We start from the raw sequence: 25,702 nt of genomic DNA, 5'->3' as shown, positions 1-25,702 counted from the left end.
ATCAGATGTCCCGGACCATCTGATAGACGTCGAGCACCCAGAGCAGCAGCGGGACAACCGTTCCGACGAGCAGGTACTCGCCGAGTTCGGCCATGCGCCGCATCACCGGGGAGAACTCGCGGTTCGGTGCGACGACGCCGAGCACCACCGCCAGGATCAGCAACACCATCGCGGTACCGAAACCGGTCAGCGCCCAACCGCCACCGGCGACGGCGAGGGACACCGTCAGCACGGCCAGCGCGAGAGCACCCGCGACGGTGAGTACACAGGCCTGTGCGAGATCGGTGTGTGAACGTCCGCGAAGACACAGGACCACCGCGACGACCACCGCGTAGATCGCAGGCACCACCGGATGTTGCGGCCACGGCACGACGGTGAGGACGGCCCCGGTCGCGGTGACCGTGGCACCCCCGATGATGATGCCGGTCAGGTAGGCGTTCGCCAGATGCGCCCGCCGCTCCAGGGCGTCGGCACGGGGCAGCGCCATCGCGCCGATCGCGCCGATCCCCTCGATGGCCGGTGCGGGTTCGAGATCGTCGGCGTCGAGGCTCGCGCCCGCCGTGGGGACCGGCGGCAACGGCAGCTTGGCGAGGACGATGGTCAGGCGCGGGGCCACCGCAACGGTCGCCAGGCCCACCGCAGCCCACACCGCAGCGACGTGGGGCACGGTCATCGTCGACAGCAGCGCGGTGACCGCCGCGGACGCGGTGAGCGCAGCCGCCGTCGACGCCGCGGCGTGCAGCACCGGACCGACGGTGGTCAGTCGATAGGAGAGCACCACGGTCAACAAGACCGCCGCGGCCCCGAGTGCCAGATGCGCCGATCCGAAACCTCCGGGAACGCACAGCATCCCAGTGGCGAAGGCGGGTGCGAACGACGTCGCCGAGAGGGTCGCGGCGGTGCCCGGATCGCCGTGGCGCCGGGCGATCAGGGTCGCCGCGACGAGCAGCGCGAGCACCGACACCGCGGCCGGTGCGACAGGCCACAGGGCCTCGGTTGCCGACCGGGCGCCGAGTAGACAGACCGCGGCCACCACCGACGCCGGCACGGCCAACCCGAGCCCGACGATTCGTGCGGCGGCCGGTGACCAGTTGGCGAATCGGGAGTCGTTGAGCCGGGCGATGGCGTCGACGACATCGTCGAACAAGGCCGCCGAATCGCCGGTCGATGCCGTCGACAGCATCAGCAGATCGCCGTCGCGGACACCGGACTCGGCCAGGGATCGGTTGACCGGCAACGGTTCCTGGCCGATCGGCGCGAGTGTCCACCGGGTGCGGTGGGTATGTGGCCGATGGTCGTCGGAACCCGCGTCCGCGTCGTCGACCTCCCGCCCGGCGGGACTGCGCGATTCGATCTGGGCCACCAGCTCACCGATCAGCGCGGCGAGCGGGACCGCTGCCGGCAACGCGATGTCGAGCTGGGTGTTGCCGCCGAGGACCGACACCCGCACCAGTGCGGGCTCGATCGGACCCGAGGCCCCCGCTGCTCCCGAGACCCCTGCCGCTCCCGAGACCCCTGCTGCTCCCGAGACCCCTGCTGCAGCCGAGCCCGACGTGTCCGTCGCGGCCGGCATATCCACAATCGGCATCAACCTGCTCCTCCCCCTGGATTCGCAGTTACCATAACCACACTCCGCATCCGGTTCAGGGGTTGGACACAAGCCGGTGGACAAGTGCGGGGTGTCGGGTCAGGGGAGACCTAGTAGGGGGAACGGGTGACGACGACTGAGGGATTCGTGCGGCGGCCACGCATCACACCGCCGCGGACGCCGGGCGGTGAACTGAACATCGCGCCGCCGCCGGACGTACCGCGGGTGGTACCCGGCGGGCTCCTGATGAAGCTGCTGCCGGTGGTGATGATCGTCGCCGTGGTCGGCATGCTCGCGATGATGGTGGCCACCGGCGGGCGCAACATCCTCAGCAACCCGCTGTTCATGATGTTCCCGCTGATGATGCTGATGTCGATGTTCGGCATGTTCGCGGCCGGTGGTCGCGGCGGCGGAAAACGGGCTGCCGAACTCAACGAGGAACGCAAGGACTACTTCCGCTACCTGGGACAACTGCGTGACGAGGTGGCCGACACCGCTCGTGCCCAACGCGCTGCGCTGGCCTGGACGCACCCGGACCCACGGGTGCTCGGGGAGGTCGTCGGCGGTCGGCGGATGTGGGAACGCAGGCCTGCCGACACCGACTTCGCGCACGCCCGTGTGGGGTTGGGGACCCAACGCCTCGCGACCCGCCTGATGCCGCCGGAGACCGGTCCGCTCGAGGACATCGAACCGGTGTCGATGGTGGCGCTGCGTCGCTTCGTCCGGACCCACTCGGTGGTCCATCGACTACCCACCGCGGTGTCATTGCGCGGCTTCCCGGCGATCAACATCGAAGGGGTGCGGCAGGACACCCGGGAACTGGTGCGCGCCATGGTGATCGGTTTGTGCACCTTCCACGGTCCAGACCATCTGCGGGTGGCGATCGTCACCCGGGATCCCGCCGGGGAGGTCTGGGACTGGGCGAAATGGCTTCCCCATGCCGGTCATCCGTCGATCGCCGACGCGGTCGGGCCGTTCCGGATGATCTATCCGAGTCTGGCCGACCTCGAACTGTCCCTCGGCGCCGATCTCGCCGACCGCGGCCGGTTCAGCCGCTCCGCGCCACCGGTGCCCGGGCAGCACCACCTGGTGGTGGTGATCGACGACGGCCGGGTGGACGGCACCGAACGTCTGGTGAACGATGCCGGGATGTCCGGGGTGACGGTGCTCGACCTGACCGCACCGGCCGACGGTCCCGCCGCCCGCCGCGGGCTGCAACTGGTGGTCGGCGGCGGAAAAGTGGCGGCACGCAGTGCCTTCGGGGTGGAGGAGTTCGCCTCCGGTGACACCTTGACCGTTGCCGAGTGTGAGGCGGTGGCCCGACGGATGGCCCGCTATCGCCCCGCGACGAAGGCGAGTCTGGCCAGCCTCGACGCCGAGGCGTCGGCCACCGATCCGGGCCTGCCGGCGCTGCTCGGCATCGACGACATGGCATCGTTCGATCCGGCCGTGCACTGGCGTGGACGCACCGGACGAGATCGATTGCGGGTGCCGATCGGCTTCACCCCGGCCGGGACCGCGGTGGAACTCGACATCAAGGAGAGTGCGCACGGCGGCACGGGGCCGCACGGACTGTGCATCGGAGCGACCGGTAGCGGAAAGAGTGAGTTCCTGCGAACTCTCGTGGTGGGTATGCTCGCCACCCACTCCCCGGCCGAGCTCAACCTCGTGCTCGTCGACTTCAAAGGCGGTGCAACCTTTCTCGGACTCGACCAGAGTCCACACGTCGCCGCGGTGATCACCAACCTCGAGCAGGAACTGGCGATGGTCGACCGGATGAAGGATGCGTTGTCGGGGGAGCTCAACCGACGTCAGGAACTGCTGCGGGCCGCGGGGAACTTCGCCAACGTCACCGAGTACGAGCAGGCCCGGCGGGCCGGTGCCACGCTCGCACCGCTACCCGCCCTGTTCGTGATCGTCGACGAGTTCTCCGAACTGCTCGCGCAGAAGCCGGATTTCGCGGAGCTCTTCGTCGCGATCGGTCGACTCGGCCGGTCCCTGCACATCCACCTTCTCCTCGCCTCGCAGCGGCTGGAGGAGGGCAAGCTCCGTGGACTCGACTCGCACCTGTCGTATCGCATCGGACTGAAGACCTTCTCGGCCAACGAGTCCCGATCGGTCCTCGGTGTCCCCGATGCCTACCACCTGCCCAGCGTTCCCGGTTCGGCCTACCTCAAATGCGATGCCGCCGAGCCGGTCCGGTTCAACACCAGCTACGTCTCGGGGCCCTACCACTCGCCGGCCGCCCTCCCCGGGACGGTGTCGGCAGGAATAGGGCCCGCCGCCGTGCGGCATCGGATGCGGATGTTCACCGCACTCCCGGTACCGATGGATCCCGATTCCGCCGCGACCGCGGCCCCGGATTCGATCGAGACGCCGGGCGCGATCGCAGATGCCGGGGGATCGGTACTCGACCGCGCGGCGGCGCTGCTGGACGAGGCGCCACCGGAAACGCCCGACACCGACGCCGATCTCGGTTCCGGCACCGCCCCGGCGGTGGTACCGACCCTGCTGCAGACGCTCGTCGGCCGGATCGCGGGTCACGGCCCGAGCGCCCACGAGGTGTGGCTGCCACCGCTCGACGAGTCACCGACCGTCGACGCGTTGGTCGGCGACCGGGACTTCGGCCTGCCCGCCACCACCGGGTCGCTGCGGGTTGCGGTGGGCATCGTCGACCGGCCCTTCGACCAGCGTCGTGACGTGCACGTCCTGGACCTGTCCGGGGCGGCGGGCAATGTCGCGGTGGTCGGCGGCCCCCAGACCGGCAAGTCGACGGCCCTGCGCAGTCTCATCCTGTCGGCGGCGGCGACGCACACCCCCGAACAGGTGCAGTTCTATGTTCTCGACTTCGGTGGCGGTGCGCTCACCGGCATCGCAGGCCTGCCGCATGTGGGTTCGGTTGCCACCCGCGGCGACCTGGATGCGGTGCGGCGCACCGTCGCCGAGGTGGCCGCGATCATCCGGGCGCGCGAATCCCGGTTCGTGCGACTGGGGATCGAGTCGATGGCCGACTATCGGGCACGGCGACGCGACTGGATGACCACCGGGGCGTGCACCGACGACGATCCGCTCGCCGACGATCTGCACGGGGACGTCTTCCTGGTGATCGACGGGATCGGGGTGGTCCGTTCCGAACTCGACTTCCTCGAGGACCAGATCGCCACGATCGCCACACAGGGACTGTCCTACGGTGTGCACCTGGTGGTCAGCGCCACCAGGTGGGCCGACGTCCGCCCGGCGATGCGGGATCTGATCGGCAGTCGCGTCGAACTACGCCTCGGTGATGCGATGGACTCCGAGGTCGGGCGGCGTGAGGCGTCGACGGTCCCGCACGGCCGCCCCGGCCGCGGACTGAGCCCCGACGGACTGCACCTGCTGATCGCCCTGCCGCGTCTCGACGGTGACCCGTCACCGGCATCCCTGCCCGGTGGGGTGGCCCTGGCCGTGGCCGCCGTCGGTGCCGCCTACGACGATCGGGCGGCGATGCCGGTCCGCAAACTCGGCACCGAGATCTCCCTCGAGAGCGTGCGCGAGCTGGTCGCCGCCGGTGGTGTCGCGTTGCGGCCGAACCAGGTGGTGATCGGTGTCGGCGAACTCGAACTGAGCCCGGTGGTCCTGGACTTCACCACCCAACCGCACTTCATGGCCTTCGCGGACGCCGAATGCGGAAAGACTGCACTGCTGCGCGCGATCGTCACCGGGCTGGTCGCGAACTCGACGCCGGAGGAGGTCAAGATCGTCCTCGTCGACTACCGCCGCACCCTGCTGAGCGTGATCACCGGAGACCACCTTGCCGGGTATGCCAGTACCGGGGAGAACGCGACGACGATGATGCGTCAGCTCGCCGCGTACTTCACCAAACGGCTGCCCCCGGAAGACCTCACCGTCGAGCAGCTCCGCGATCGCAGCTGGTGGTCGGGTCCGGACGTGTACGTGATCGTCGACGACTACGACATGGTCGCCACGTCGTCGGGCAATCCGCTTCTGGCACTGCTGGATCTGGCCGCCCACGCCCGCGACATCGGGATGCATCTGGTGCTGGCCCGCCGCTCGGGCGGGCTCGGCCGCGCGATGTTCGACCCGGTGATCGCACGCCTGAAGGACCTCTCCTGCGACATGCTGCTGATGAGCGGGGACCGGGACGAGGGGTACATCACCGGACGCACCCGGCTGCAGCGACTGGTACCCGGGCGCGGAGAACTGGTGTCTCGCACTCGGGTCCAGGAGATGATCCAGGTGGGGCTGGCGGACTCGGACCCCGGGCCGACGCGGTAACGCGGGGATCGTCATGGTGATCGAGCTGTCCGACGCCGGATCGGTGGTACCCGAGTCGGTCTCATCCGCGGAAGTATCCGCGGTGGTGGGCCCGGTCGTGGTGGACCTCGGCTACGGGCACACCCGCATCGGTGCGGTGCCGGGACCCGATCTGACCGGACTGATGGACGCGATCGATGCCGACCGGATCGTCCTCGACGGCGTTGCGGTGATGGTGGAGCAGCGGTGGACCGAGATCTTCACCCGGTGGTCGGAATCGTGTGGGGCGTCGCTGATCATCGGACATCCGAGCACCTGGGGTGCGGTCCGCGCCGGTGTCCTGCGTCGTGCCGCCGCGCGCGTCCCGGCAGACATCGACGTGGTGCCGCGGGCGGTGCTGATCGCCCGCGGCCACACCGACACCACCGTGTCGCGGTGTGCGGTGGTGGAGACGACACATCTGCCGCGGTACCCGGCCGGTTCGGCACCGACGTGGGATGTGCAATGCCTGCGCCGCCGCGGCGGTGACTGGGAGATCGAGGCGAGTGCCGTCGTCGCTGTCACCGGTGCCGGAGCCGACCGCGTCGAGGTGGAGGCGGCCGTCGACGACGGCATCGAGGTGGTGTTCGTCGACGGGGCGATCCCGGCCGAACGTGCCGCGGCGGTCGACGCGATCGGCCGGCACACGGTGGCCGGACGAATTCTCCAGGTGGATCCGCAGCTGATCGCGCGGTGGGGTGCACGCACCCGGCGGGCGGCCCTCGGCACCGGCCCGGGGCCCGCCGCCGGCGACGAGCCCACGACGTCACGCAGCATCCGATGGATCTGGGTGGCCGCGGCATGTGCGACCGCGGTGGCCGCCGTGGCGGCCGGGGTGGGGATCTGGCAACACGACGGACCGGCCGGGCCGCACACCGACGACGTCACGGTGGGACGCACCACGCTCACGGTGCCCGGCGACTGGCATCGCAGTGATCCGCCCGCACCGTCGGGGACGGCCGGCCCGGGCTCGCAGACGCGCACCGTGTTCGCCGCCGGCGACGACGGCTCCCGCATCCTCCTGGTCCAGAGCCCGGTACGGGCCGGGTCGACGCCGGCCTCGGTGTCCACCAGCCTGCACAACCGGATCCGGCAGCGCGGCGACGATGTCGTCACCGAGTTCTCGCCGTCCACGCGCTATGCCGGGCGGGATGTGATCAGCTATCGCGAGGCCCCGGTGTCGGGGGCGCCGATCCGCTGGTACGTCCTGGTCGACGACGATCTGCAGGTGAGTGTCGGGTGTCAGGGCGGAACCGGCGCGGAGACGATCGACGGCCCGTGCGCCGAGGCGGTGGCGTCGGTACGGATCGGGCCCGGCTGAGGCATTTTGACCCTGAACTGCGCGATCCCGTACTCTGGATCGCTGGTGCGTGGCACCTGGTCACCCTCGTGGTGTTCCGGGTAGTCGAGTCCCGGGTCCCCACTGGTCGCCGGGTGTTCCTCTGCCGCTGCATCTGACCAGCACCGTCGACAAGAGTTGAAGGACCAACTGTGTCTACCTACACCCCGAAGGCCGGTGACATCACACGCACGTGGCATGTCATCGACGCCACCGACGTGGTGCTCGGCCGGCTGGCCGTGCAGAGCGCGAACCTGCTCCGCGGCAAGCACAAGCCCACCTACGCCCCCCACATGGACGGTGGCGACTTCGTCGTCATCATCAATGCCGAGAAGGTCGCGCTGACCAACAACAAGGCGCAGACCAAGCTCAACTACCGCCACTCCGGTCACCCGGGTGGCCTGAAGGCCCAGACCACCGCCGAGCTGCTCGAGTCGCACCCCGAGCGCGTCCTGGAGAAGGCCATCAAGGGCATGCTTCCCCACACCAAGCTCGGACGCGCCATGGCCTCCAAGCTGAAGGTCTACGCCGGCCCGAACCACCCCCACGCGGCCCAGCGCCCCGTCCCCTTCGAGATCAAGCAGGTGGCCCAGTGACCAACGAGAACATTTCGGACGAGGCCGTGGAGGCCGCCGTGGAAAATGCTGCCGAGGTCCAGGCCGATGCCGGTGACGACACCGCTGCCGCCGAGACCGCTGTCGAGCAGGCCGTCGAGGCCGTCGAGGCTGTCGAAGAGGCCACCGACGACTACGACGCCGACGTTGCCGTCGACGACGATGCCGTCGCCGACCGCGGCCCGGTCGTCATCGACCGCCCGATCCAGACCGTCGGTCGCCGCAAGGAGGCCGTCGTGCGCGTCCGCCTGGTGCCCGGTACCGGCGACTTCCGCCTCAACGGCCGCACCATCGAGGACTACTTCCCGAACAAGGTGCACCAGCAGCTGATCAAGGCTCCGCTGGTCACCGTCGAGCGGACCGAGTCCTTCGACATCCACGCACGCCTCGTCGGCGGTGGCCCCTCGGGTCAGGCCGGTGCGCTGCGTCTGGCGATCGCCCGTGCCCTCATCGAGGTCACCCCGGAGGATCGCCCGGCCCTGAAGAAGGCCGGCTTCCTCACGCGCGACCCGCGTGCGGTCGAGCGCAAGAAGTACGGCCTGAAGAAGGCCCGCAAGGCGTCGCAGTACTCCAAGCGCTGACTTGTCACGCCTTTTCGGAACCGACGGCGTCCGAGGCCTGGCCAACTCCGAGCTCACCTGCGAGCTCGGGTTGCGCCTGGCCTCGGCCGCCGCGGTCGTCCTCGGTACCGGTACCCGACCCCGTGCGGTCGTGGGCCGCGATCCCCGTGCCTCCGGCGAGATGCTGGAGGCCGCGGTGTGCGCAGGCCTGGCCGCCGCGGGTGTCGACGCGATCCGGGTGGGCGTGCTGCCCACACCGGCGATCGCCTTTCTGACCGCCGACTACGACGCCGCCTTCGGCGTCATGATCTCGGCATCCCACAATCCCATGCCGGACAACGGCATCAAGTTCTTCGGCGCCGGCGGGCACAAGCTCGACGACGACGTCGAGGACCGGATCGAGGCCGCGATGGCCGCCGACGATCACCCGCGCCCGACCGGCGGTGACGTCGGCCGTCTGCTCGACGCCCCCGACGCGGAGGAGCGGTACGCCCGCCACCTCGCCGCGGCGATCGACGTGCGCCTCGACGACGTGACCGTGGTGGTCGACTGCGCCAACGGCGCCGCCTCCGCGGTGGCACCCCACGTGTACGCGGCCGCAGGCGCGACGGTCATCCCGATCTACGCCGAACCCGACGGCATCAACATCAACGAGGGCTGCGGGTCCACCCACATGGACAAGCTGCAGGACGCGGTGCTCGAACACGGCGCCGACCTGGGGCTGGCCCACGACGGTGACGCCGACCGGTGCCTGGCCGTCGACTCCACCGGCGGACTCGTCGACGGCGACCACATCCTGGCCATCCTCGCCTCGGCGATGCACCGGAAGGGCCGGCTGCACGAGGACGTGCTGGTGGCGACGGTGATGAGCAACCTGGGTCTGCACATCGCGATGCGTGAGGCGGGAATCTCCCTGCACACCACCGCTGTCGGCGATCGCTATGTCCTCGAGGAACTGCGACGCGGTGGCTACTCGCTCGGCGGTGAACAATCCGGCCACATCGTGGTACCCGGCTCGGGTACCACCGGTGACGGCATCCTCACCGGGCTGCTGCTGATGGCCGAGATGGTCGAGAACTCGAAGCGTCTGGCCGATCTCGCGTCGATCGTGACCGTCCTGCCGCAGGAACTGATCAACGTGCGCGTTGCGGACAAACATGCCGTGGCACAGGCGCAATCGGTGACCGACGCGGTGGCCAAGGCCGAGACCGAACTCGGCGAGACCGGTCGAATCCTTTTGCGGCCCTCGGGAACCGAGCAACTGGTCCGCGTGATGGTCGAGGCGCCCACGCCGGAACTGGCGCTGGGGATCGCCGAGCGCGTCGCGGGCGTGGTCGCGACGGTCGGGGAGTGACGATGGCGGTGGAGACCTCGGTCCCGCGTGCCGTCCTCTTCGACTTCTCCGGCACCCTCTTCCGGTTCGAGGCCCGCGACGAATGGTTCGCGGGACTCCACGACGCGCAGGGCCGGCCCCTGCACGTCGACGCACAGGCGGACCTGATCCGCCGGATGACCCAGCCGGTCGGGATGCCCGCAGATCTGACCGGCGACGACCGGATCGCCTGGGAGCAACGCGATCTCGATCCCGCGAAGCATCGTCGGGCCTACCTGGCGGTGCTGCGGGCGTCGGGCCTGACCGTTCCCGGCCATGCCGAGAAGCTGTATGCGCGGATTCTCGACCCGCACTCCTGGGTCCCGTTCCCCGACACCGCGGCCGTACTCGCCGGCCTTGCCGCACAGGGCATCGCGGTGGGGGTGGTCAGCAACATCGCCTTCGATCTCCGCGAGGTCCTGGCCCTGCACGGACTCACCGGACATGTCGGGGCGTGGGCGCTGTCGTACGAGGTCGGCGTGATCAAGCCGGACCCGCGGATCTTCCAGGCCGCCCTCGACGGTCTCGGCGTGCCGCCCGAACAGACGCTGATGATCGGTGACAGCGAACACGCCGACGGCGGATCGCGCACCCTCGGATGCGCCTTCGAACTCGTCGCGGACGGTCCGGTGACACAACGTCCGGACGCGCTGATCTCAGCCGTCGCCGCGCACGGCGTCACCATCCCCGCAGCCGACTGATCCCCGCGAGGTCGATCCGGTCGCGACGCCGCGGCGGTCCTGCTCCACGTGGCCGGCGCCGCAGACGGCCCTTTTCCCGGTTCGGCGTTTCTGCACCCCGGTACCCGGCGGTGCCGATACCGTCGGCTACCACATCCGGTGGGCTCGTGGACCGGAAATCCGTCCCCTGTGCACCACGCCCCCGATCTGTGGGTGATGGGTCTTCGGCGGGTGGGTGTCGGACCCGGGCGTTAGGCTGTGACCCATCTCATGACCGCCTGCGATGGCGGTGTCCAGGGGAGGGGCGGGGATGACGGGTGCGGATGGGGCACACATGCGGATGGACGTCGATCAGGTGACGGCCGTCGTCGGCTACTACCGGCGGGTCGCGCAGGTGGTCGACGCGGCTGCTGCCGACCTCGACGGCGACGCATTCGGATCGTGGTGCGGCCCCGATCACGACGAACTCGGCCGGCGTTTCGCCCAGACCGCGGGCCTGCTCGCCGACCGGCTCCGCGTGCAGGCCGCATCCGCGTCGTCACTGGCCGAGACGCTCGGTCGGGGAGTGGCCCATGTGGTGGCCGCCGACGACGAGGCCGCCGGGGCGTTGCATCCGGACGCGGGAACGCAGTGATGACCGCGCCGCGCACGGATTCCCTTGCCGCGCTGCGTGATCAGGCCATCCGCGGAGTCGAGGACCTGATCGCGGTGCTCGGAACGGGTCGCCTGCTGGGTATGCACGTACCGGGCGATGACGAGATCCGGTCGATGCTCACCTCCGTCGGCGGTGTGGACGTCGACGGTCTCGCCGCAGACGCCCGACGGCTGGCATCGGCCCACCGTGCCGTGGCCGACCGGCTGCATCGGCTAGCCGAACAGCAGGTACGTCTCGACGCCGGCTGGGTCTCGGAGGCCGGGCGGGTGGTGCTCGGACTGGTGATCGAACACCAGCGCCGGGCAGAAGCCGACCTGCATGCGCTGCGGTCGGTGTCGGATGCGGCGAACGCCGCGGCAGCGGGCATCGACCAGATCCTGCGCACCTGGTATCTCACGGTGGCGCGTCTGTCGAGTCCGATGGTGGCCGGAGTGCCGGTACCCGAGATCCCCGCCCGGGTGCTGACCGGGCAGATCCCGCTGCAGGTCGTCATCGATGACGTCGGATCTCGGATAACGCTGTTGCGCAATGCCTCCGACTCCGCACAGCAGGGGATCGGCGGGGTCCTCGCGGTGCTGTCGAGGACCTCGGACACATGGGATGACGGCGAGCTCGGCGACCCACGCGGCCAGGCGGGCACGGCGGTGCGTGCCGAGTTGCCGGACGACCCGCACGCCGACCGGCGCACCGCGGGACCCGACACGGATCGGACGGGCGCGCCGCCGGCGGGCATCGCGCAGCCGGTCGACGTCCCACCCGCCGCCGACGTGCCGTTCACCCTGTCATCGGACGAACCGTCGTCGGACGAACCGTCACCGGACACGGCACCGTCCGGTGCGCCTGCGCCGCGGCACGTCGAGCCCCCGGCGAACGATCCGGGCCATCCGGCGGGACGGACCACCGACGACCCGGGCGCCCGCCCCCAGACGATCCCGGCGCCGCCGCCCACCGGGTCGCCAGAGACCACGCAATCCGACACCACGCAATCCGACACCACGCAATCCGATACGGCCACACCGCACGTCGCCACCCCGGACGCGGCCACACCGGCGTCACCCGGTGTACCCGAACCGCCGTCCCGGCCGGCACCGCCGGTTCCCGACGCCTCCTCCACCCAGTCCGATCTCGCGCTCGCCGGTGATCAGTGAACACCGCCGACCAGATCGAACAGATCGCCCGCGCCACCACCACCCGGCTGGCGGAGGCATCGCGGGAGTTCAGCGCCGTGCAGCGTCGGCTCTCCGGGGTCGCCGACCAGCACCGGCAGGCCACCGCCGATGCCACCGCCCGACTCCGCGCCGACCTCGAGGTGGCCGCCGATGCGTGCGACAGTCCCACCCCGCGAATCCTGCTCCCGGCCGACGTGGCCGAGGCCAGTCCCCACCGCGGGCGCCACTCCGAATAGGCTGTGTGACGTGTTCGGCACAAGTGGTTCCAAGAAGCCGTCGAAGCCTCCGGCCAAGCTCATGAAGACCTTGGCCCGACGCGGTCCGCACCGGGTGCTGTCCGGCAGCCTCGGGATCGTCGGGATGGACGGCCGGGTGTTCGCGCCGTCCGAGGGGACGCACCTGCCCGCAGTGGCCTTCGGCCATCACTGGCTCACCGGGAGCAGCCGCTACCGCGACCTCCTCTACCACCTGGCCTCCTGGGGCATCGTGGTCGCCGCCCCGGACGGGCAGCGTGGTCTGATGCCATCTGACGTCGGGTTCGCCGGTGAACTGCGGTCTGCGCTGTCGGTGGTGTCGCATGCGCCGCTCGGCGACGGCGGCATCACCGTCGACCCCCGTCGCGTCGGCTATGTGGGGCACGGATTCGGTGCATCTGCCGCGGTGATCGCGGCGTCATCGGATGTGGTGGCCGGTCAGCCGCCCATCGAGACCAAGGCGGTGGTGGCGCTGTTCCCGGCGCCCACCACACCGGTGCTGGAGCCGGCCGCCGCGACCGTGACCGCACCGGGGCTCATCCTGGCCTCGCCGACAGCCCTCGACACCGTCGACGCCAACGCCCGCCCCCTGGCCCGCGCCTACGGGGGCGATGTGGTGTTGCGCACCCTGCTCGGCGCCAGTAGCCGCGGCCTGCTCGAGCGCCGCACGCCCAAGTCGCTGGTCGGCATCAACGGGGCGGACAAGCTGACCCACACCCAGGTCAGGGCTCTGCTGACCGGATTCCTGCTGCATTCGCTGACCCTGGACACCGACTACGCCGGGTTCGCCGATCCGGCCGCCGTCATCGGAAAGACCCTGGTCGCAGACCCCGAGGTGACCCCGGAGGGAGAACTGGATCACGTGTCGGCGTTGCTCGGCGCCAAACCGCGCAAGCGGCGTGGCAAGGCCACTGCAGAAATCCCGGTACCCTGACGACTTATGTGTGGAATCGTCGGATACGTGGGGGGCCGCGACGCCCTCGACATCGTGGTCGAAGCGCTTCGGCGTATGGAGTACCGCGGTTATGACTCGGCCGGTGTGGCGATCCTCGACGGGCAAGGTCACACCGCGATCGAGAAGAAGGCCGGTCGGCTGGAGAACCTCGACAAGCAGATCGCCACGGTCGGCCGGGACTCGCTGGCCGGCAGCACCGGCATGGGACACACCCGGTGGGCCACGCACGGTCAGCCCACCGATCGCAACGCCCATCCGCATGTGAGCCTCGACGGCAAGATCGCCGTCGTCCACAACGGCATCATCGAGAACTATGCGCCGCTGCGAGCCGAGCTGGAGGCCGAGGGCGTCGAGTTCGCATCCGACACCGACACCGAGACCGCGGTCCACCTGATCTCGCGGGAGTACACGCAGGGTGCGACCGCCGGTGATTTCGTGGCCAGCGCCTACGCCGCACTGCGTCGGCTCGACGGTGCGTTCACCCTGGTCTTCACGCACTCCGATCACCCGGACACGATCGTCGCCGCACGCCGGTCCACGCCGCTGGTGGTGGGCGTGGGCGACGGCGAGATGTTCGTCGCCTCGGATGTCACCGCCTTCATCGAGCACACCCGTGATGCCGTCGAGCTCGGCCACGACGAGGTCGTCGTGATCACCGCCGACAGCTACACCGTCACCGACTTCGATCAGGAGCCCCGCGAGGGCAAGCCGTTCCACATCGACTGGGACCTCGCCGCCGCCGAGAAGGGCGGCCACGACTTCTTCATGCTCAAGGAGATCGCCGAGCAGCCCGCCGCACTGGCCGACACCATGCTCGGCCACCTCGAGGACGGCCGCATCGTCCTCGACGAGCAGCGGCTGACCGACGACGACCTGCGCGATGTCGACAAGGTCTTCGTCGTCGCCTGTGGCACCGCCTATCACGCCGGTCTGCTCGCCAAGTACGCCATCGAGCACTGGACCCGGCTGCCCGTCGAGGTGGAACTGGCCAGCGAGTTCCGCTACCGCGATCCGGTGCTCGACCGATCGACGCTGGTCGTCGCGATCTCGCAGTCCGGCGAGACCGCCGACACCCTGGAGGCCGTCCGGCACGCCAAGGACCAGAAGGCCCGGGTCCTGGCGATCTGCAACACCAACGGCGCGCAGATCCCGCGTGAATCCGACGCGGTGCTCTACACCCACGCCGGCCCGGAGATCGGTGTCGCATCCACCAAGTGCTTCCTGGCGCAGATCGCCGCCGCCTACATGGTCGGTCTGGCGCTGGCCCAGGCGCGTGGCACCAAATACGCCGACGAGGTGGCCCGCGAGTTCGCGGCGATGGAATCGATGACCGAGGCCGTGCGCGAGGTCCTCGACACCATGGAGCCGGTCCGCGAGCTCGCGCGGTCGCTCGCCCATCACAACACCGTGCTGTTCATCGGTCGCCACGTCGGGTACCCGGTGGCACTCGAGGGTGCGCTCAAGCTCAAGGAGCTCGCGTACATGCATGCCGAGGGGTTCGCCGCCGGTGAACTCAAACACGGCCCGATCGCCCTGATCGAGGACGGCCTGCCGGTGATCATCGTGATGCCGTCACCGGCCGGGCGTGCCCTGCTGCACTCCAAGATGGTGTCCAACATCCGCGAGATCCAGGCGCGAGGTGCGCGCACCATCGTCATCTCCGAGGCCGACGACGTGGCCGCCCAGACGGTCGCCGACCACTTCATCGCGATCCCCAGCACACCGACGCTGCTGCAGCCGCTGGTGTCGACGGTGCCGCTGCAGGTCTTCGCCGCGACGGTCGCCCAGACCCGCGGATACGACGTCGACAAGCCGCGTAACCTCGCCAAGTCGGTCACGGTCGAATAGTCCGCCATGCCGGTCAGCCTTCTCACCGCAGAACAGGTTCGTGTGGCCGAGCGTTCCACCGGTGAGCTGCTCGCCAACGGCACACTGATGCGCCGGGCCTCGCACGGTGTGGCGCAGGTGGTGGTCGGCCGGCTCGCCGCCACCGGCGGCTGCTACGGCCGCACGGTGGGGATCGTCGTCGGTGCCGGTGACAACGGCGGGGATGCCCTGTTCGCGGGCGCCGAGCTGGCGCGTCGCGGGATCCGGGTCACCGCAGTGCTCCTGGCTCCGGACAAGGCTCATCCGAAGGCGCTGCTCGCCTTCGGCTCCGCCGGCGGCCGACTCGGGACCGAACTGCCCCGCGGTCTCGACGTGGTGATCGACGGAGTCGTCGGGATCGGTGGTCGGGGACCGTTGCGGCCCACCGCCGCAAAGGTGTTCGCCGAGGTGGCGCCGTCGACGGTCGTCGTCGCGGTGGACCTTCCCTCCGGAGTGGATGCCGACACCGGAGTGGTGCACGATCCGGCGGTCCGCGCCGACATCACCGTGACCTTCGGTGTGCGCCGCCGTGCCCATCTGCTGGCCGGGCCGCAGTGCGGGCGAATCGTGGTGGTGGACATCGGACTTCCCGCCGACCACGAAGGCGATCCGGATGTCGCCGAGGAATATGCACCCGGGGAGATCCGGCTGCAGGCACTCACCGACGCCGACATCGCCGCGGCATGGCCCATCCCCGGTGCCCATGACGACAAGTACACCCAAGGCGTGGTCGGGGTGATCGCCGGCTCGCATCGCTACCCGGGGGCGGCCATCCTGTCCACCGGTGCGGCGGTCGCCGCCACGTCGGGGATGGTGCGCTACGTCGGTTCGGCACATGCCGAGGTCGTCGCACACCGGCCGGAAGTGGTTGCGGTACCGGAACTCTCCGAGGCCGGACGGGTGCAGGCGTGGGTGATCGGTCCCGGCGCCGGCACCGACGACGCCGCCCTGGAACGGTTGCGGACAGTACTCGCCACCGATCTGCCGGTCCTCGTCGACGCCGACGCACTGACGGTGCTCGCCGCGCACCCCGACCTCGTCATCGGCCGGGACGCGCCGACCCTGCTCACCCCACACGCCGGCGAATTCGCCCGTCTCACCGGCGAACCCGTCGGCGCCGACCGCCTGGCCGCCGTCGCCGGCCTGGCCAAACGCTGGGGTGCCACGGTGCTGTTGAAGGGACGGATCACCCTCGTCGCCCAGGCCGATGGCACCGTCTACGGCAACGACGCCGGATCGTCGTGGGCTGCGACCGCAGGTGCCGGAGACGTGCTCTCCGGGATCGCCGGATCGCTCCTGGCCGCCGGCCTTCCCCCGATCTGGGCCGGGGCGGCCGCCGCCCGGGTCCATGCCCACGCGGCACGGAACGCCGCATCCGGTGCCCCCATCGGCGCCTCGGATCTGCTTGCCGCACTGCGCCCCACGATCCGAGAGTTACTGGCGCCCTGAGCGTCACCGGACAGGTTGCCGCACCTACTTCGCTGATTCAGCCGTGTCGAAATCTCTGCGGCCTGTGTTGGGTGGTGGCCACGTCGGACGTGGTTGCGTTGGCGACGTCGGCTCAACCATCAACTGGGCGTTGCTGATTGAGTAGGGCGTCCTCCGTGATTGGGTTGCGCCTTCTTTGCTGATTGAGCCGGGACCGAGCATCGCGAGGACCCGTGTCGAGATCTCCGTAGCTTGGGTTGGGTGGTGAGCATGTCGGGGGTGGTTGCGTTGGCGTCGTCGGCTGTCTGAGGTTTCGACTCGTCTCGTCGCTGCGCTCCTCGTCGGCTCAACCATCAACCGCTGCTTGCTGATTGATCCGGGCCTTCTACGATGATTGAGCCGGGACCGAGCATCGCGAGGTCCCGTGTCGAAATCTCCGCAGCTTGGGTGGGTGGTGAGCATGCCGGGGGTGGTTGCGTTGGCGACGTCGGCTGTCTGAGGTTTCGACTCGCCTTGTCGCTTCGCTCCTCGTCGGCTCAACCATATACTGGGCGTTGCTGATTGAGTGGGACGTCATCCGTGATTGGGTTGCGTCTTCTTTGCTGATTGAGCCGGGACCGAGCATCGCGAGGACCCGTGTCGAAATCTCCGCAGCCGACGTCGGGTGGTGACCACGTCGGGGGTGGTTGGGTTGGCGAGTTCGGCTGTCTGAGGTTTCGACTCGTCTCGTCGCTGCGCTCCTCGTCGGCTCAACCATATACTGGGCGTTGCTGATTGAGTGGGACGTCATCCGTGATTGGGTTGCGTCTTCGTTGCTGATTGAGCCGGGACCGAGCATCGCGAGGACCCGTGTCGAAATCTCCGCAGCCGACGTCGGGTGGTGACCACGTCGGGGGTGGTTGGGTTGGCGAGTTCGGCTGTCTGAGGTTTCGACTCGTCTCGTCGCTGCGCTCCTCGTCGGCTCAACCATCCACTGGGCGTTGCTGATTGAGTGGGACGTCATCCGTGATTGGGTTGCGTCTTCGTTGCTGATTGAGCCGGGACCGAGCATCGCGAGGACCCGTGTCGAAATCTCCGCAGCCGACGTCGGGTGGTGACCACGTCGGGGGTGGTTGGGTTGGCGAGTTCGGCTTCTGAGGTTTCGACTCGCCTTGTCGCTTCGTTCCTCGTCGGCTCAACCATCAACCGCTGCTTGCTGATTGATCCGGGCCTTCTACGATGATTGAGCCGGGACCGAGCATCGCGAGGACCCGTGTCGAAATCTCCGCAGCTTGGGTGGGTGGTGAGCATGCCGGGGGTGGTTGCGTTGGCGACGTCGTCTGTCTGAGGTTTCGACACGTCTCGTCGCTGCGCTCCTCGTCGGCTCAACCATATACTGGGCGTTGATGATTGAGTAGGACGTCATCCGTGATTGGGTCGCGGCTTCTTTGCTGATTGAGCCGGGACCGAGCATCGCGAGGACCCGTGTCGAAATCTCCGCAGCCGACGTCGGGTGGTGACCACGTCGGGGGTGGTTGCGTAGGCGACGTCGGCTCAACCATCTACGGCCAGTGCTTGATCGAGCAGCGCATCCGTTGTCGAGCGGGTCGCGGGACCTCGGACTACCGATGGGCGCCGTGGACGGTTTCGCTCGCGCGGTGATGTGCGGCGATGACGTCGCGATACCAGAACCAGGAATCCTTACGGGTCCGGTGTCCGGTGGCGAAGTCGACGTGGATCAGGCCGAAGCGCTCCTGGTATCCGGCAGCCCACTCGAAGTTGTCGAGCGCAGACCACACGTAGTAGCCACGTACATCGACTCCTGCCTCGATGGCGTCGCCGACAGCGTCGAGGTGTCGCCGCAGGTAGTCCACCCGGGCGGGGTCGGCGACGCGGCCGTCGACGGGATCGGGATCGTGGTAGGAAGCACCGTTCTCGGTCACCACCACCGGCGGGAGGTTCGGGTATCGCCGATCAAGGGTGACCAGGATGTCGGTGAGACCCGACGGGATCACCGACCAGCCGAAGTCGGTCTTCTCGACACCCTCGAACGGCACCGGCGAGAACGGCATCCCGGCCGGGATGTCGACCTCGAGAACGCCGCTGTAGTCCTTGTCCGGGCGTGGCGCCTCGATCTTCGTCGGCTCGTAGTAGTTCACGCCGTAGAAGTCGAGCGGCGCCGAGATGACCGCAAGGTCTGCGGCGAGTGCGTCGTCGTCGAGACCTGTCGTGGCCGTGACCAGCGCGGTGATCTCGCGCACCGGGTAGCGGCCGAGGAGGATCGGATCGGAGAAGGTCCAGTTGGTGAGGATCTCGAATGCCTCGGCGGCCTCGATGTCCTCGGTGGTGGTGCTCGCCGCCTCGACCGGGAAGTGCTGGCTGACCACACCCACCCGGAAGCCACCTGCCGCACGAAGACACTGCACGGCCAGCCCGTGTGCCAGGAGCTGATGGTGGGCCGCGGGGAGCGCACCGAGTCCGAGGCCGGCCGCGGGCGCATGGTCGGTCAATGCATACCCGTACAGGGCATGGACATTCATCTCGTTGAGGGTCAGCCAGTCCTTGACCCGGTCGCCGAGGCGCGCCACCACCACGTCCACATAGTCGGCGAGCGCGTGCGCGGTGTCCCGATTCATCCATCCACCACGGTCCTGCAGTGCGACCGGCAGATCCCAGTGATACAGCGTGGGAACGGGACGGATTCCGGCAGAAAGGGTCTCGTCGACGAGCCGGTCGTAGAAGTCCAGTCCTGCGGCGTTGATCTCGCCGGTGCCCTGCGGGATGATCCGCGGCCAGGAGATCGAGAACCTGTAGTCGTCGACGCCGAGCTCACCGAGCAAGGCGACGTCTTCGCGGTAGCGGTGATAGTGGTCGGCGGCCACCGCGGGGGTGTCGCCGTGGCGAATCCGTCCGGGTTCGGCGGCGAAGACGTCCCAGATACTCACGCCTCGTCCGTCTTCGGTTGCCGCGCCCTCGATCTGGATGGCAGCGGTCGACGCACCGAACCGGAATCCGGCCGGCAGTGCACGTTGAACGGGGTCGGTCATGGCAGTTCTCACTCCTCGAAATCGTTGGCTCACCGGATCACGGTGATCCGTCGGACACACACAACAGCGATCACGGCCGCCACGACCCCCAGGCCGTAGAAGCCCGGATAGCCCAACGCGCTGGTCACCACCGGCGCAGCGATCAGCGGGGCGAGCACCTGCGGCAACGAACTGGCGATGTTGGCGACACCGAGCATCGTGGCGGCCGACTCGTCGTCGGGGAGGGTGGCGGTGACTATGGCGATGTCGACTGCCAGATACAGGCCCCACCCGAGACCCACCAGGACGGCGGCGACGATGGTGGTGGACCACGTGGCGAATCCGCCCAGCACGGCCGTGCCGAGACCGACCCCGACCGCACCGGCGATCACAAAGGACCGACGACGTGCGATGCGATCCGACCAGATACCGCCGACGGCCGCCGCAGCCGCGCTGAGCAGGACATTGACCACGGTGACGAGCAGCACCTGGCCTGCGGGGTCGGCGATCCCCACCTCGTCGGAGAGGTAGTAGAAGAGATAGAGCATGACGATGGCGTTGACCATGTTCATGGCACAGCGCATCGCCCACGCCCACGCGAAGTCCCGGGTCAGGCGGAACGTCCAGCCGCCGGCGGACGACGGTCCGCGCGCCGATTCGGTACGAGGATTGCCGAGTTGCACGACGATCACCGCCGAGATCAGCGCCGGGGCGGCCACCGCGAGCGCCACATAACCCAGTGGACCCGGTCCCACGACCGTCGCGGCGACCGTGCCGAGGACCACGCCCACGATCTGGCCGACCCCGAACATCGAACCCACCAGACCGCGTTCGTCTTCGGGGACCTGGTCGGCGATCAATGCGGTGAAGGCGGCGAACGGGCCGTTGAAACCGGCTTGCACCAACGCCCATCCGGCCACCATCGCCGCCAGACCGTGCGCCGAGGACAGGACGAGCAGACCCGCGACGCCCACCACGGTGCCGGCGACGGCCACCGGGATGCGGCGTCCCCACCGCGATCGGGTGCGGTCGGAGAGCAGACCCCACAACGGATTGGCGATCATCGACACCAGGGCACCCACGCCGGTCACGGTGGCGAGCAGGGACTCCTTGCCGATGCCGGCGTCGTCGGCGATGTCGCGGGACTGCTCGGGCAGCAGGATCTGCAGCGGCCCGAACCACGCTGCGAAGATGCCGATGATCCCCAACATGAGGGCGACGATCCACATCCGGCTCACCCCAGCAGGATTGGGCGACACTGCAGGATTGGACGACACCGCGGGATTCGACGACCCGCCGGGTTTCGGGGTGGCACCGGGAGTCGATGCGGCCGGAGGATTGCCGGGGTCGGTGGGTGTGGTTCCCGGCAGGGAGGGCTCGCGGGGGTCAGTCACGCCGGACCGACTCCCACATGCGGACATAGCCTTCCGCCCCGGACATCAACTGGGCCCGTAGTCGAGGAGCATCGGAACCCGCAGCCTGCAACAGATCTGCATACCAGTCCGCGTAGAGGCCGTACTGCGCGACGCCGTCACGATTCAGGTCGTACGTCCGGGTTCCGAGCACGGCCTTGTCCATGGTGACCCCGTTGATCGCGGTGAACGGATACCGCAGCGGGTCGGAGCTCGCGTCGAGGCGGGGCGGCGCCTGGGGTGCCAGCCCGTTGACGTCGGACCCGTATCCGTATCCGTGGACGGTCAGTCCGGCCGAGTCCGCACGCCATTCGGAGAGGAAGTCGGGCTCGCCGGTACCCGTGTCGCCGGCCGCATAGGCATAGGTGGCGGCGAACCCCGACAGCGCGAGGACATCCCGCGCGATCTGCCGATCCGACCAGGTGTGTGCGGTGAGGATGCCCGCATAGTGGCGGCGTTTGGCGATGTCGAGGACATCGCGTGCCGTGCGTACGCTCATGTGGTCGATGTTGAGGAGCATGCCCCGGTCCATCGCCGATTCCACCGCGTGCCGGCCCAGATCGGTCAGGCCGCGGATGTTGCAGATCGGCCCGGCCGGATACACCGGCAGGGTGGTCCCGGCGGGCAGGTCGACGCGGGCCTCGCGCAGGAGGCGTTCGAGACCGTCGTCGGCGATCGGCTGCGGGTGGTCGGCCTCCCCTCCGGTACAGGAACGTGCCTGCCACCAGTGTCCGGTGGCGATCAGATTGCCCACATTGAGTGCGGCGCCGGTGGTCCCGGGATCGAAACGCGTTCCACCGAGGGCATTGTCGAACTTGTGGACCAGAAAGACATTGCTGACGCCGAGCCGACGCAGTTCGTCGAGGCCCGAGTCGATCTGGGCCGCAGTGCATCCGGGGCGTCCCTGCCATTCCGAACAGCCGAGGATCTCCGAGGATTCCACGCCGACCGACACCGCGAGTTTGCCCGCCGCCGCGACCGCCCGGGCCTGGGCCGGTGAGGTCACGATGCGGAACCACCCCTTGCCTGGGCCCCCGCTGCGCGAGTCGATGTAGGACTGCATCTGGTGCAGTTGCGTGGCCTGCGCCCGGATCTGCGATGTCTCGTCACACGGCCCGGTTCGCTGCGGATACAGCTCGCAGATCACGCGATTGGCCACCAACAGCGTGTTGATCATCCGCAATCCGCCGCGCCAGGCCCGTTCGATCCCGGTGTAGTACGCCTGCTCGTGCAGGAGGGTGTTGTGCCGGGGCCAGTCGGCCATCGTCGGCCAGCCGGCGGTCCCCGCCGCGGGATCGGACCCGCCGACGATGGTCTCGAGCAGTGCCCCGACTCCCAGCCGCGCGTGTGCGGGACAGCCGGCCAACGCGACCTGCGGGCCGGCCTGGTCGAAGGGGCGGCCACAGTGCAGCGATCCGCCGAACGCCGCCGAGGCGTTGAGGTGGGCGTGCGCATCGACGAGCCCCACGATGGGCCGTCCACCGGCGTCGGGCGGCACCGCAGGGGAGTGGGCGGTGTCGGCGGTGGCGGGCACGACACCGATGGTGACGGCCAGGCACACCCCGACGAGGGCGATCAGGGCGGGCCGGATGGGACGCATCAGAGCAGGCCTCCGGTGACGTTGTCGGACAGGACGACTCCCGACCGTACGGGTATCCGGGCGCCAGTGGTCGGGATTGGCATGAGCTGTCCCGACCCGGAGCCGACACGGCGCGCCGGCCCGGGCGTCGCAGCGGTCATGGTCGCTCCAGCGCGGCGAAGGCGGCGTCGGCGATCTCCATGGTCCGTGCGATGTCGGCGGAGGTGAGTGCGGCGTTGACGAAGTGGTTGTGATGGGAGGTCAGGAACACCCCTCGCCGGACGCATTCGGCGATCCAGCGTTGATGGAGATCGAGTGAATCGTCGTCGGCCAGACGCAGATAGAACAGTGCCGGTTCCCCCGAGACGACCAGCCGGTGTCCATGCGTGGCGGCCACCTCGACCAGCCCGTCGGTCAGCTCGGTGCCGAGCCGGCGGAACAGCGCCGGTGCGTCAATCTCGGCCAGCCGGGTGATCGTCGCGATCCCGGCCGCGAACGGGACGGCGCTCATCCAGTAGCTGCCCGTGTAGGTGATCGACGAGACGGGCTCCCGTAGTGCTTCGACACCGCACAGCGCAGAGACGTTGTAGCCGTTGGCCAGAGCCTTGCAGAAGGTGATCAGATCGGCCTTGAACCCGTAGTGGTGGTCGGAGCCCGCCAGATCCAATCGCCATCCGGCCCGCACGTCGTCGACGATCAGCACGATCCCGTACTCGTCACACAACCGGCGGACCTGTTTCCAGTACCCCTCGACCGGGAGTTCGTTGTCGTAGAAGTTGCCGTGCTTGTACGGCTGGGCGATGAGTGCGGCGATCTCACCGCGATGCGCGGCGAAGATCCGCCGGAGATCGGCGATGTCATTCCACCTCGCCTCGATGTTGCCCAGGACGTCCTGCTCGAGAACGCCTGGGTAGTCCAGCTTCTGGGCCCACGGGTCCACCCCGTGATAGTAGCCCTCGAAGAAGACGATGCGCTGGCGGCCGGTGGCGGCGCGGGCGGTCATCACGGCCAATGTGGTGACGTCACCGCCGTTCTTGGCGAAGAACGCCCAGTCCGCGCAGGCCACGGTGTCGGTCAGCAGTTCGGCGAACTCGACCATCGTCGACCCGGGAATGGAGACGACGTCTTCTCGGCGTGCCTGTCGCTGTGCGGCTTCGGCGACGATCGGGTCGTTGTAGCCCAATACATTCGGCCCGTACCCACACATGTAGTCGATGAACTCGTTGCCGTCGAGGTCCCAGAATCGGGTGCCCTCGGCCCGCGCGGAGAACAGCGGATAGGCATCGCGTGGGATGTAGCAGCCCTCGCTGGGACCGAGGTGGCCGTAGATGCCCCCGGGGATCACCTGCACCGCACGGTCGAACATGGCGTTGCTCTTGTCATAGGTGTAGACGGGGCTCGTGGCCTTCGGTCCGGTGCCCGTCTGCTCGGTGTTCGTCACGATGTCACGCCTTCAGATAGGCCCCGACGCGGTCGAGGATTCGGTTCGTGTTGTCGACGAGTGGGATGAAGCCGCTCATCGCGATACGTCCGTCACAGACGCAGGCCAGTGCACTGTCGCGCCCGGCCAGGACGTCACCGACGGTGGCGAGATCGGCGAAGCGAAGGCGTGCGCGCGGCGGCCCGTCGAGGTCGTCGACCACCCGGACTCGGTGTGCGTCCACCTGCAGGCGGATGCGTATGTCGTCGCCTGCCTCCACGTCGAGGGTCCCGTCGGGCATGTGTGCCGCCGAGAACCTGCCGCTGCGATCCTCGTTGGCGACCACCGCCACGGCCAGCATGGCCACGACGAGGGTGAGACGTGTGCTGGCAGCGGAGAACTCCGGATCGGACAGGTCTTCCTCGGACGGCTTGAGGTACTTCTCGAGGAGTTCGCACAGCGGGGTGAACACGGAGGTGAGAAAGCGCAGGCCGGCCGGTCCGGTCACCGGGATCGGCATCGCCCGACCGGCGAGGGTCGCGGCGAAATGGGTGGGGGAGGCGAACAGCAGTTGCGGGCCGCGTCCGGGGTCGTCGACCCGCACCACCGAGGTGGGGCCGAATCGGTAGGAGACAGTGGGAACCCGTCGCACCCGCACCGTCAGTGTGATCTCGTCACCGACGCGGCGGAGGATCTCGGCGGCCTCCGGCGCGATCTCGGCCAGTGCCGGTAGGGCGCCCAGTACCGCGTACGCATTGACCTGTGCCAGAACCGTTTCGTCCACGCCGAGCAGCATCGGAGATCTCTTTCAGGTTGGGGTCGCGGCGAGGGCCGCGAACGAGTCGGCGAAGATCGCGGCACTGCGTCGGGCCGCGGCGGTGTCCCGGTCGGCCAGCCATGACACGGTGAAGCCGTCGAGCCAGGTGACGAGGTATCTGGCCAGGTCGTCGGTGGAGTGCAGCCATCGGATGCCGGCCTCGTCGGCGACGTGCTCGAGTGTCTGCGCGGCGGCGGCGCGGTAGGTGGCCCATTGATCGGCGACGGCGTCCGGGTCGTGGCGCATCGCATGGATCGCGACCTCGAGCAGCACGAGTTCACGCTCGGGCAGGGTCGTGAGGTTGTCCAGGTAGCCGTTCATCGCGGCCTCGACCAACTGGTGCAGATCCACCGTTCCGACGCTGCTCGCGATCTGGGTGCCGAGCAGCGCACTGATCCGTTCCTGGTCGGTGATGTGCACGATGACCGCCTTCATCAATGCATCGCGCGATCCGAAGACATAGTGCAGGGCGCCGAGTGGCATCTGTGCTTCGGCGGCGATCACACGGGTACTCGCCGCCGCGATACCATCGCGTGCGATCACTCGAATGGTTGCCTGTATCAACCGATCTCGACGCTCTTCGAAAGCGATCCGGGCCATCAGTCACCGGTCCTGTGCATCGACGCACGGGCGATGACCATCGGTCCCCACACCCACCCCCGGACGATGTGCATCGTCAGCCCTCCGTTTTTGGTC

General features: G+C 68.9%; 19 protein-coding genes. 12 read left to right on the top strand and 7 right to left on the bottom strand.

From position 1 onward, the window contains the following. Position 1: 1 nt before the first annotated feature. Positions 2-1,588 (bottom strand): type VII secretion integral membrane protein EccD, encoded by a 1,587-nt coding sequence (eccD, locus tag Q9K23_RS05065; RefSeq protein WP_261977975.1) that lies wholly within the window; start codon positions 1,586-1,588, stop codon positions 2-4. 126 nt (positions 1,589-1,714) lie between these two features. Here eccD and eccCa point away from each other — a divergent pair, with 126 nt between their 5' ends. The 12 genes from eccCa to Q9K23_RS05005 all read left to right on the top strand — a co-directional run bounded on the left by eccCa (position 1,715) and on the right by Q9K23_RS05005 (position 16,794). Then, positions 1,715-5,863, top strand: a complete 4,149-nt coding sequence (gene eccCa / locus Q9K23_RS05060; protein ID WP_053777678.1) for a type VII secretion protein EccCa — start codon at positions 1,715-1,717, stop codon at positions 5,861-5,863. A gap of 13 nt (positions 5,864-5,876) precedes the next feature. Further along, positions 5,877-7,202: a type VII secretion-associated protein gene (locus Q9K23_RS05055; RefSeq protein WP_305950415.1), complete on the top strand. Its 1,326-nt coding sequence runs from the start codon at positions 5,877-5,879 to the stop codon at positions 7,200-7,202. A gap of 170 nt (positions 7,203-7,372) precedes the next feature. Next, entirely contained in the window at positions 7,373-7,816 is a 444-nt protein-coding gene (gene rplM, locus Q9K23_RS05050; RefSeq protein WP_020791917.1) for a 50S ribosomal protein L13, read from the top strand. After that, positions 7,813-8,415 (top strand): 30S ribosomal protein S9, encoded by a 603-nt coding sequence (gene rpsI, locus Q9K23_RS05045; protein ID WP_082365945.1) that lies wholly within the window; start codon positions 7,813-7,815, stop codon positions 8,413-8,415. Before rplM ends, rpsI begins: the two co-directional genes overlap by 4 nt. Before the next feature lies 1 nt (position 8,416). Continuing rightward, positions 8,417-9,748, top strand: coding sequence for a phosphoglucosamine mutase (gene glmM / locus Q9K23_RS05040; RefSeq protein WP_053777679.1), 1,332 nt, complete (start codon positions 8,417-8,419; stop codon positions 9,746-9,748). Between the two features lie 2 nt (positions 9,749-9,750). Further along, the gene (locus Q9K23_RS05035) at positions 9,751-10,467 is read left to right on the top strand and encodes an HAD-IA family hydrolase (protein ID WP_053777680.1); all 717 of its coding nucleotides are present in this window, start codon (positions 9,751-9,753) and stop codon (positions 10,465-10,467) included. 289 nt (positions 10,468-10,756) lie between these two features. Further along, positions 10,757-11,080, top strand: coding sequence for a hypothetical protein (locus Q9K23_RS05030; RefSeq protein ID WP_152972794.1), 324 nt, complete (start codon positions 10,757-10,759; stop codon positions 11,078-11,080). Beyond that, positions 11,080-12,249, top strand: coding sequence for a hypothetical protein (locus tag Q9K23_RS05025; RefSeq protein ID WP_053777682.1), 1,170 nt, complete (start codon positions 11,080-11,082; stop codon positions 12,247-12,249). Before Q9K23_RS05030 ends, Q9K23_RS05025 begins: the two co-directional genes overlap by 1 nt. Beyond that, entirely contained in the window at positions 12,246-12,506 is a 261-nt protein-coding gene (locus Q9K23_RS05020) for a hypothetical protein (RefSeq protein ID WP_305950414.1), read from the top strand. The genes Q9K23_RS05025 and Q9K23_RS05020 overlap by 4 nt, the downstream gene beginning before the upstream one ends. Positions 12,507-12,567: 61 nt before the next feature. Next, entirely contained in the window at positions 12,568-13,458 is an 891-nt protein-coding gene (locus Q9K23_RS05015; protein WP_053777684.1) for an alpha/beta hydrolase, read from the top strand. A gap of 6 nt (positions 13,459-13,464) precedes the next feature. Continuing rightward, the gene (gene glmS / locus Q9K23_RS05010) at positions 13,465-15,327 is read left to right on the top strand and encodes a glutamine--fructose-6-phosphate transaminase (isomerizing) (RefSeq protein ID WP_053777685.1); all 1,863 of its coding nucleotides are present in this window, start codon (positions 13,465-13,467) and stop codon (positions 15,325-15,327) included. Positions 15,328-15,333: 6 nt separating this feature from the next. Further along, entirely contained in the window at positions 15,334-16,794 is a 1,461-nt protein-coding gene (locus Q9K23_RS05005; RefSeq protein ID WP_053777686.1) for a bifunctional ADP-dependent NAD(P)H-hydrate dehydratase/NAD(P)H-hydrate epimerase, read from the top strand. A 1,580-nt stretch (positions 16,795-18,374) separates the two neighbouring features. Here the strand turns inward: Q9K23_RS05005 and Q9K23_RS05000 are convergent. The 6 genes from Q9K23_RS05000 to Q9K23_RS04975 form a co-directional block, all read right to left on the bottom strand. Continuing rightward, positions 18,375-19,799, bottom strand: coding sequence for a GH1 family beta-glucosidase (locus tag Q9K23_RS05000; RefSeq protein ID WP_053777687.1), 1,425 nt, complete (start codon positions 19,797-19,799; stop codon positions 18,375-18,377). A gap of 29 nt (positions 19,800-19,828) precedes the next feature. Further along, positions 19,829-21,172 (bottom strand): MFS transporter, encoded by a 1,344-nt coding sequence (locus Q9K23_RS04995; RefSeq protein WP_261977979.1) that lies wholly within the window; start codon positions 21,170-21,172, stop codon positions 19,829-19,831. Continuing rightward, entirely contained in the window at positions 21,165-22,790 is a 1,626-nt protein-coding gene (locus Q9K23_RS04990) for a hypothetical protein (protein ID WP_082365946.1), read from the bottom strand. Before Q9K23_RS04990 ends, Q9K23_RS04995 begins: the two co-directional genes overlap by 8 nt. A 136-nt stretch (positions 22,791-22,926) precedes the next feature. Then, complete coding sequence (locus Q9K23_RS04985; RefSeq protein WP_020793907.1) at positions 22,927-24,210, bottom strand: aminotransferase class III-fold pyridoxal phosphate-dependent enzyme; 1,284 nt, start codon at positions 24,208-24,210, stop codon at positions 22,927-22,929. Positions 24,211-24,214: 4 nt separating this feature from the next. Continuing rightward, on the bottom strand, positions 24,215-24,973 hold the full coding sequence (locus tag Q9K23_RS04980) for a hypothetical protein (RefSeq protein WP_261977980.1): 759 nt from the start codon (positions 24,971-24,973) through the stop codon (positions 24,215-24,217). Between the two features lie 24 nt (positions 24,974-24,997). Further along, positions 24,998-25,606 (bottom strand): TetR family transcriptional regulator, encoded by a 609-nt coding sequence (locus tag Q9K23_RS04975; RefSeq protein WP_053777688.1) that lies wholly within the window; start codon positions 25,604-25,606, stop codon positions 24,998-25,000. Positions 25,607-25,702: the final 96 nt, after the last annotated feature.

Source organism: Gordonia sp. NB41Y, assembly GCF_030718915.1.
Classification (GTDB): Bacteria; Actinomycetota; Actinomycetes; order Mycobacteriales; family Mycobacteriaceae; genus Gordonia; species Gordonia desulfuricans.
The sequence above is the reverse complement of the archived record's forward strand: the minus strand, read 5'-3'. Positions and strand labels throughout refer to the sequence as shown.

Coding starts and splice junctions, on each gene's coding strand:
- eccD (WP_261977975.1), bottom strand. CDS start 1,588: ATGCCGATTGTGGATATGCCGGCCGCGACGGACACGTCGGGCTCGGCT.
- Q9K23_RS05005 (WP_053777686.1), top strand. CDS start 15,334: ATGCCGGTCAGCCTTCTCACCGCAGAACAGGTTCGTGTGGCCGAGCGT.
- Q9K23_RS05030 (WP_152972794.1), top strand. CDS start 10,757: ATGACGGGTGCGGATGGGGCACACATGCGGATGGACGTCGATCAGGTG.
- Q9K23_RS05015 (WP_053777684.1), top strand. CDS start 12,568: ATGAAGACCTTGGCCCGACGCGGTCCGCACCGGGTGCTGTCCGGCAGC.
- Q9K23_RS05000 (WP_053777687.1), bottom strand. CDS start 19,799: ATGACCGACCCCGTTCAACGTGCACTGCCGGCCGGATTCCGGTTCGGT.
- Q9K23_RS04975 (WP_053777688.1), bottom strand. CDS start 25,606: ATGGCCCGGATCGCTTTCGAAGAGCGTCGAGATCGGTTGATACAGGCA.
- Q9K23_RS05025 (WP_053777682.1), top strand. CDS start 11,080: ATGACCGCGCCGCGCACGGATTCCCTTGCCGCGCTGCGTGATCAGGCC.
- Q9K23_RS05055 (WP_305950415.1), top strand. CDS start 5,877: ATGGTGATCGAGCTGTCCGACGCCGGATCGGTGGTACCCGAGTCGGTC.
- Q9K23_RS05035 (WP_053777680.1), top strand. CDS start 9,751: ATGGCGGTGGAGACCTCGGTCCCGCGTGCCGTCCTCTTCGACTTCTCC.
- glmS (WP_053777685.1), top strand. CDS start 13,465: ATGTGTGGAATCGTCGGATACGTGGGGGGCCGCGACGCCCTCGACATC.
- Q9K23_RS04990 (WP_082365946.1), bottom strand. CDS start 22,790: ATGCGTCCCATCCGGCCCGCCCTGATCGCCCTCGTCGGGGTGTGCCTG.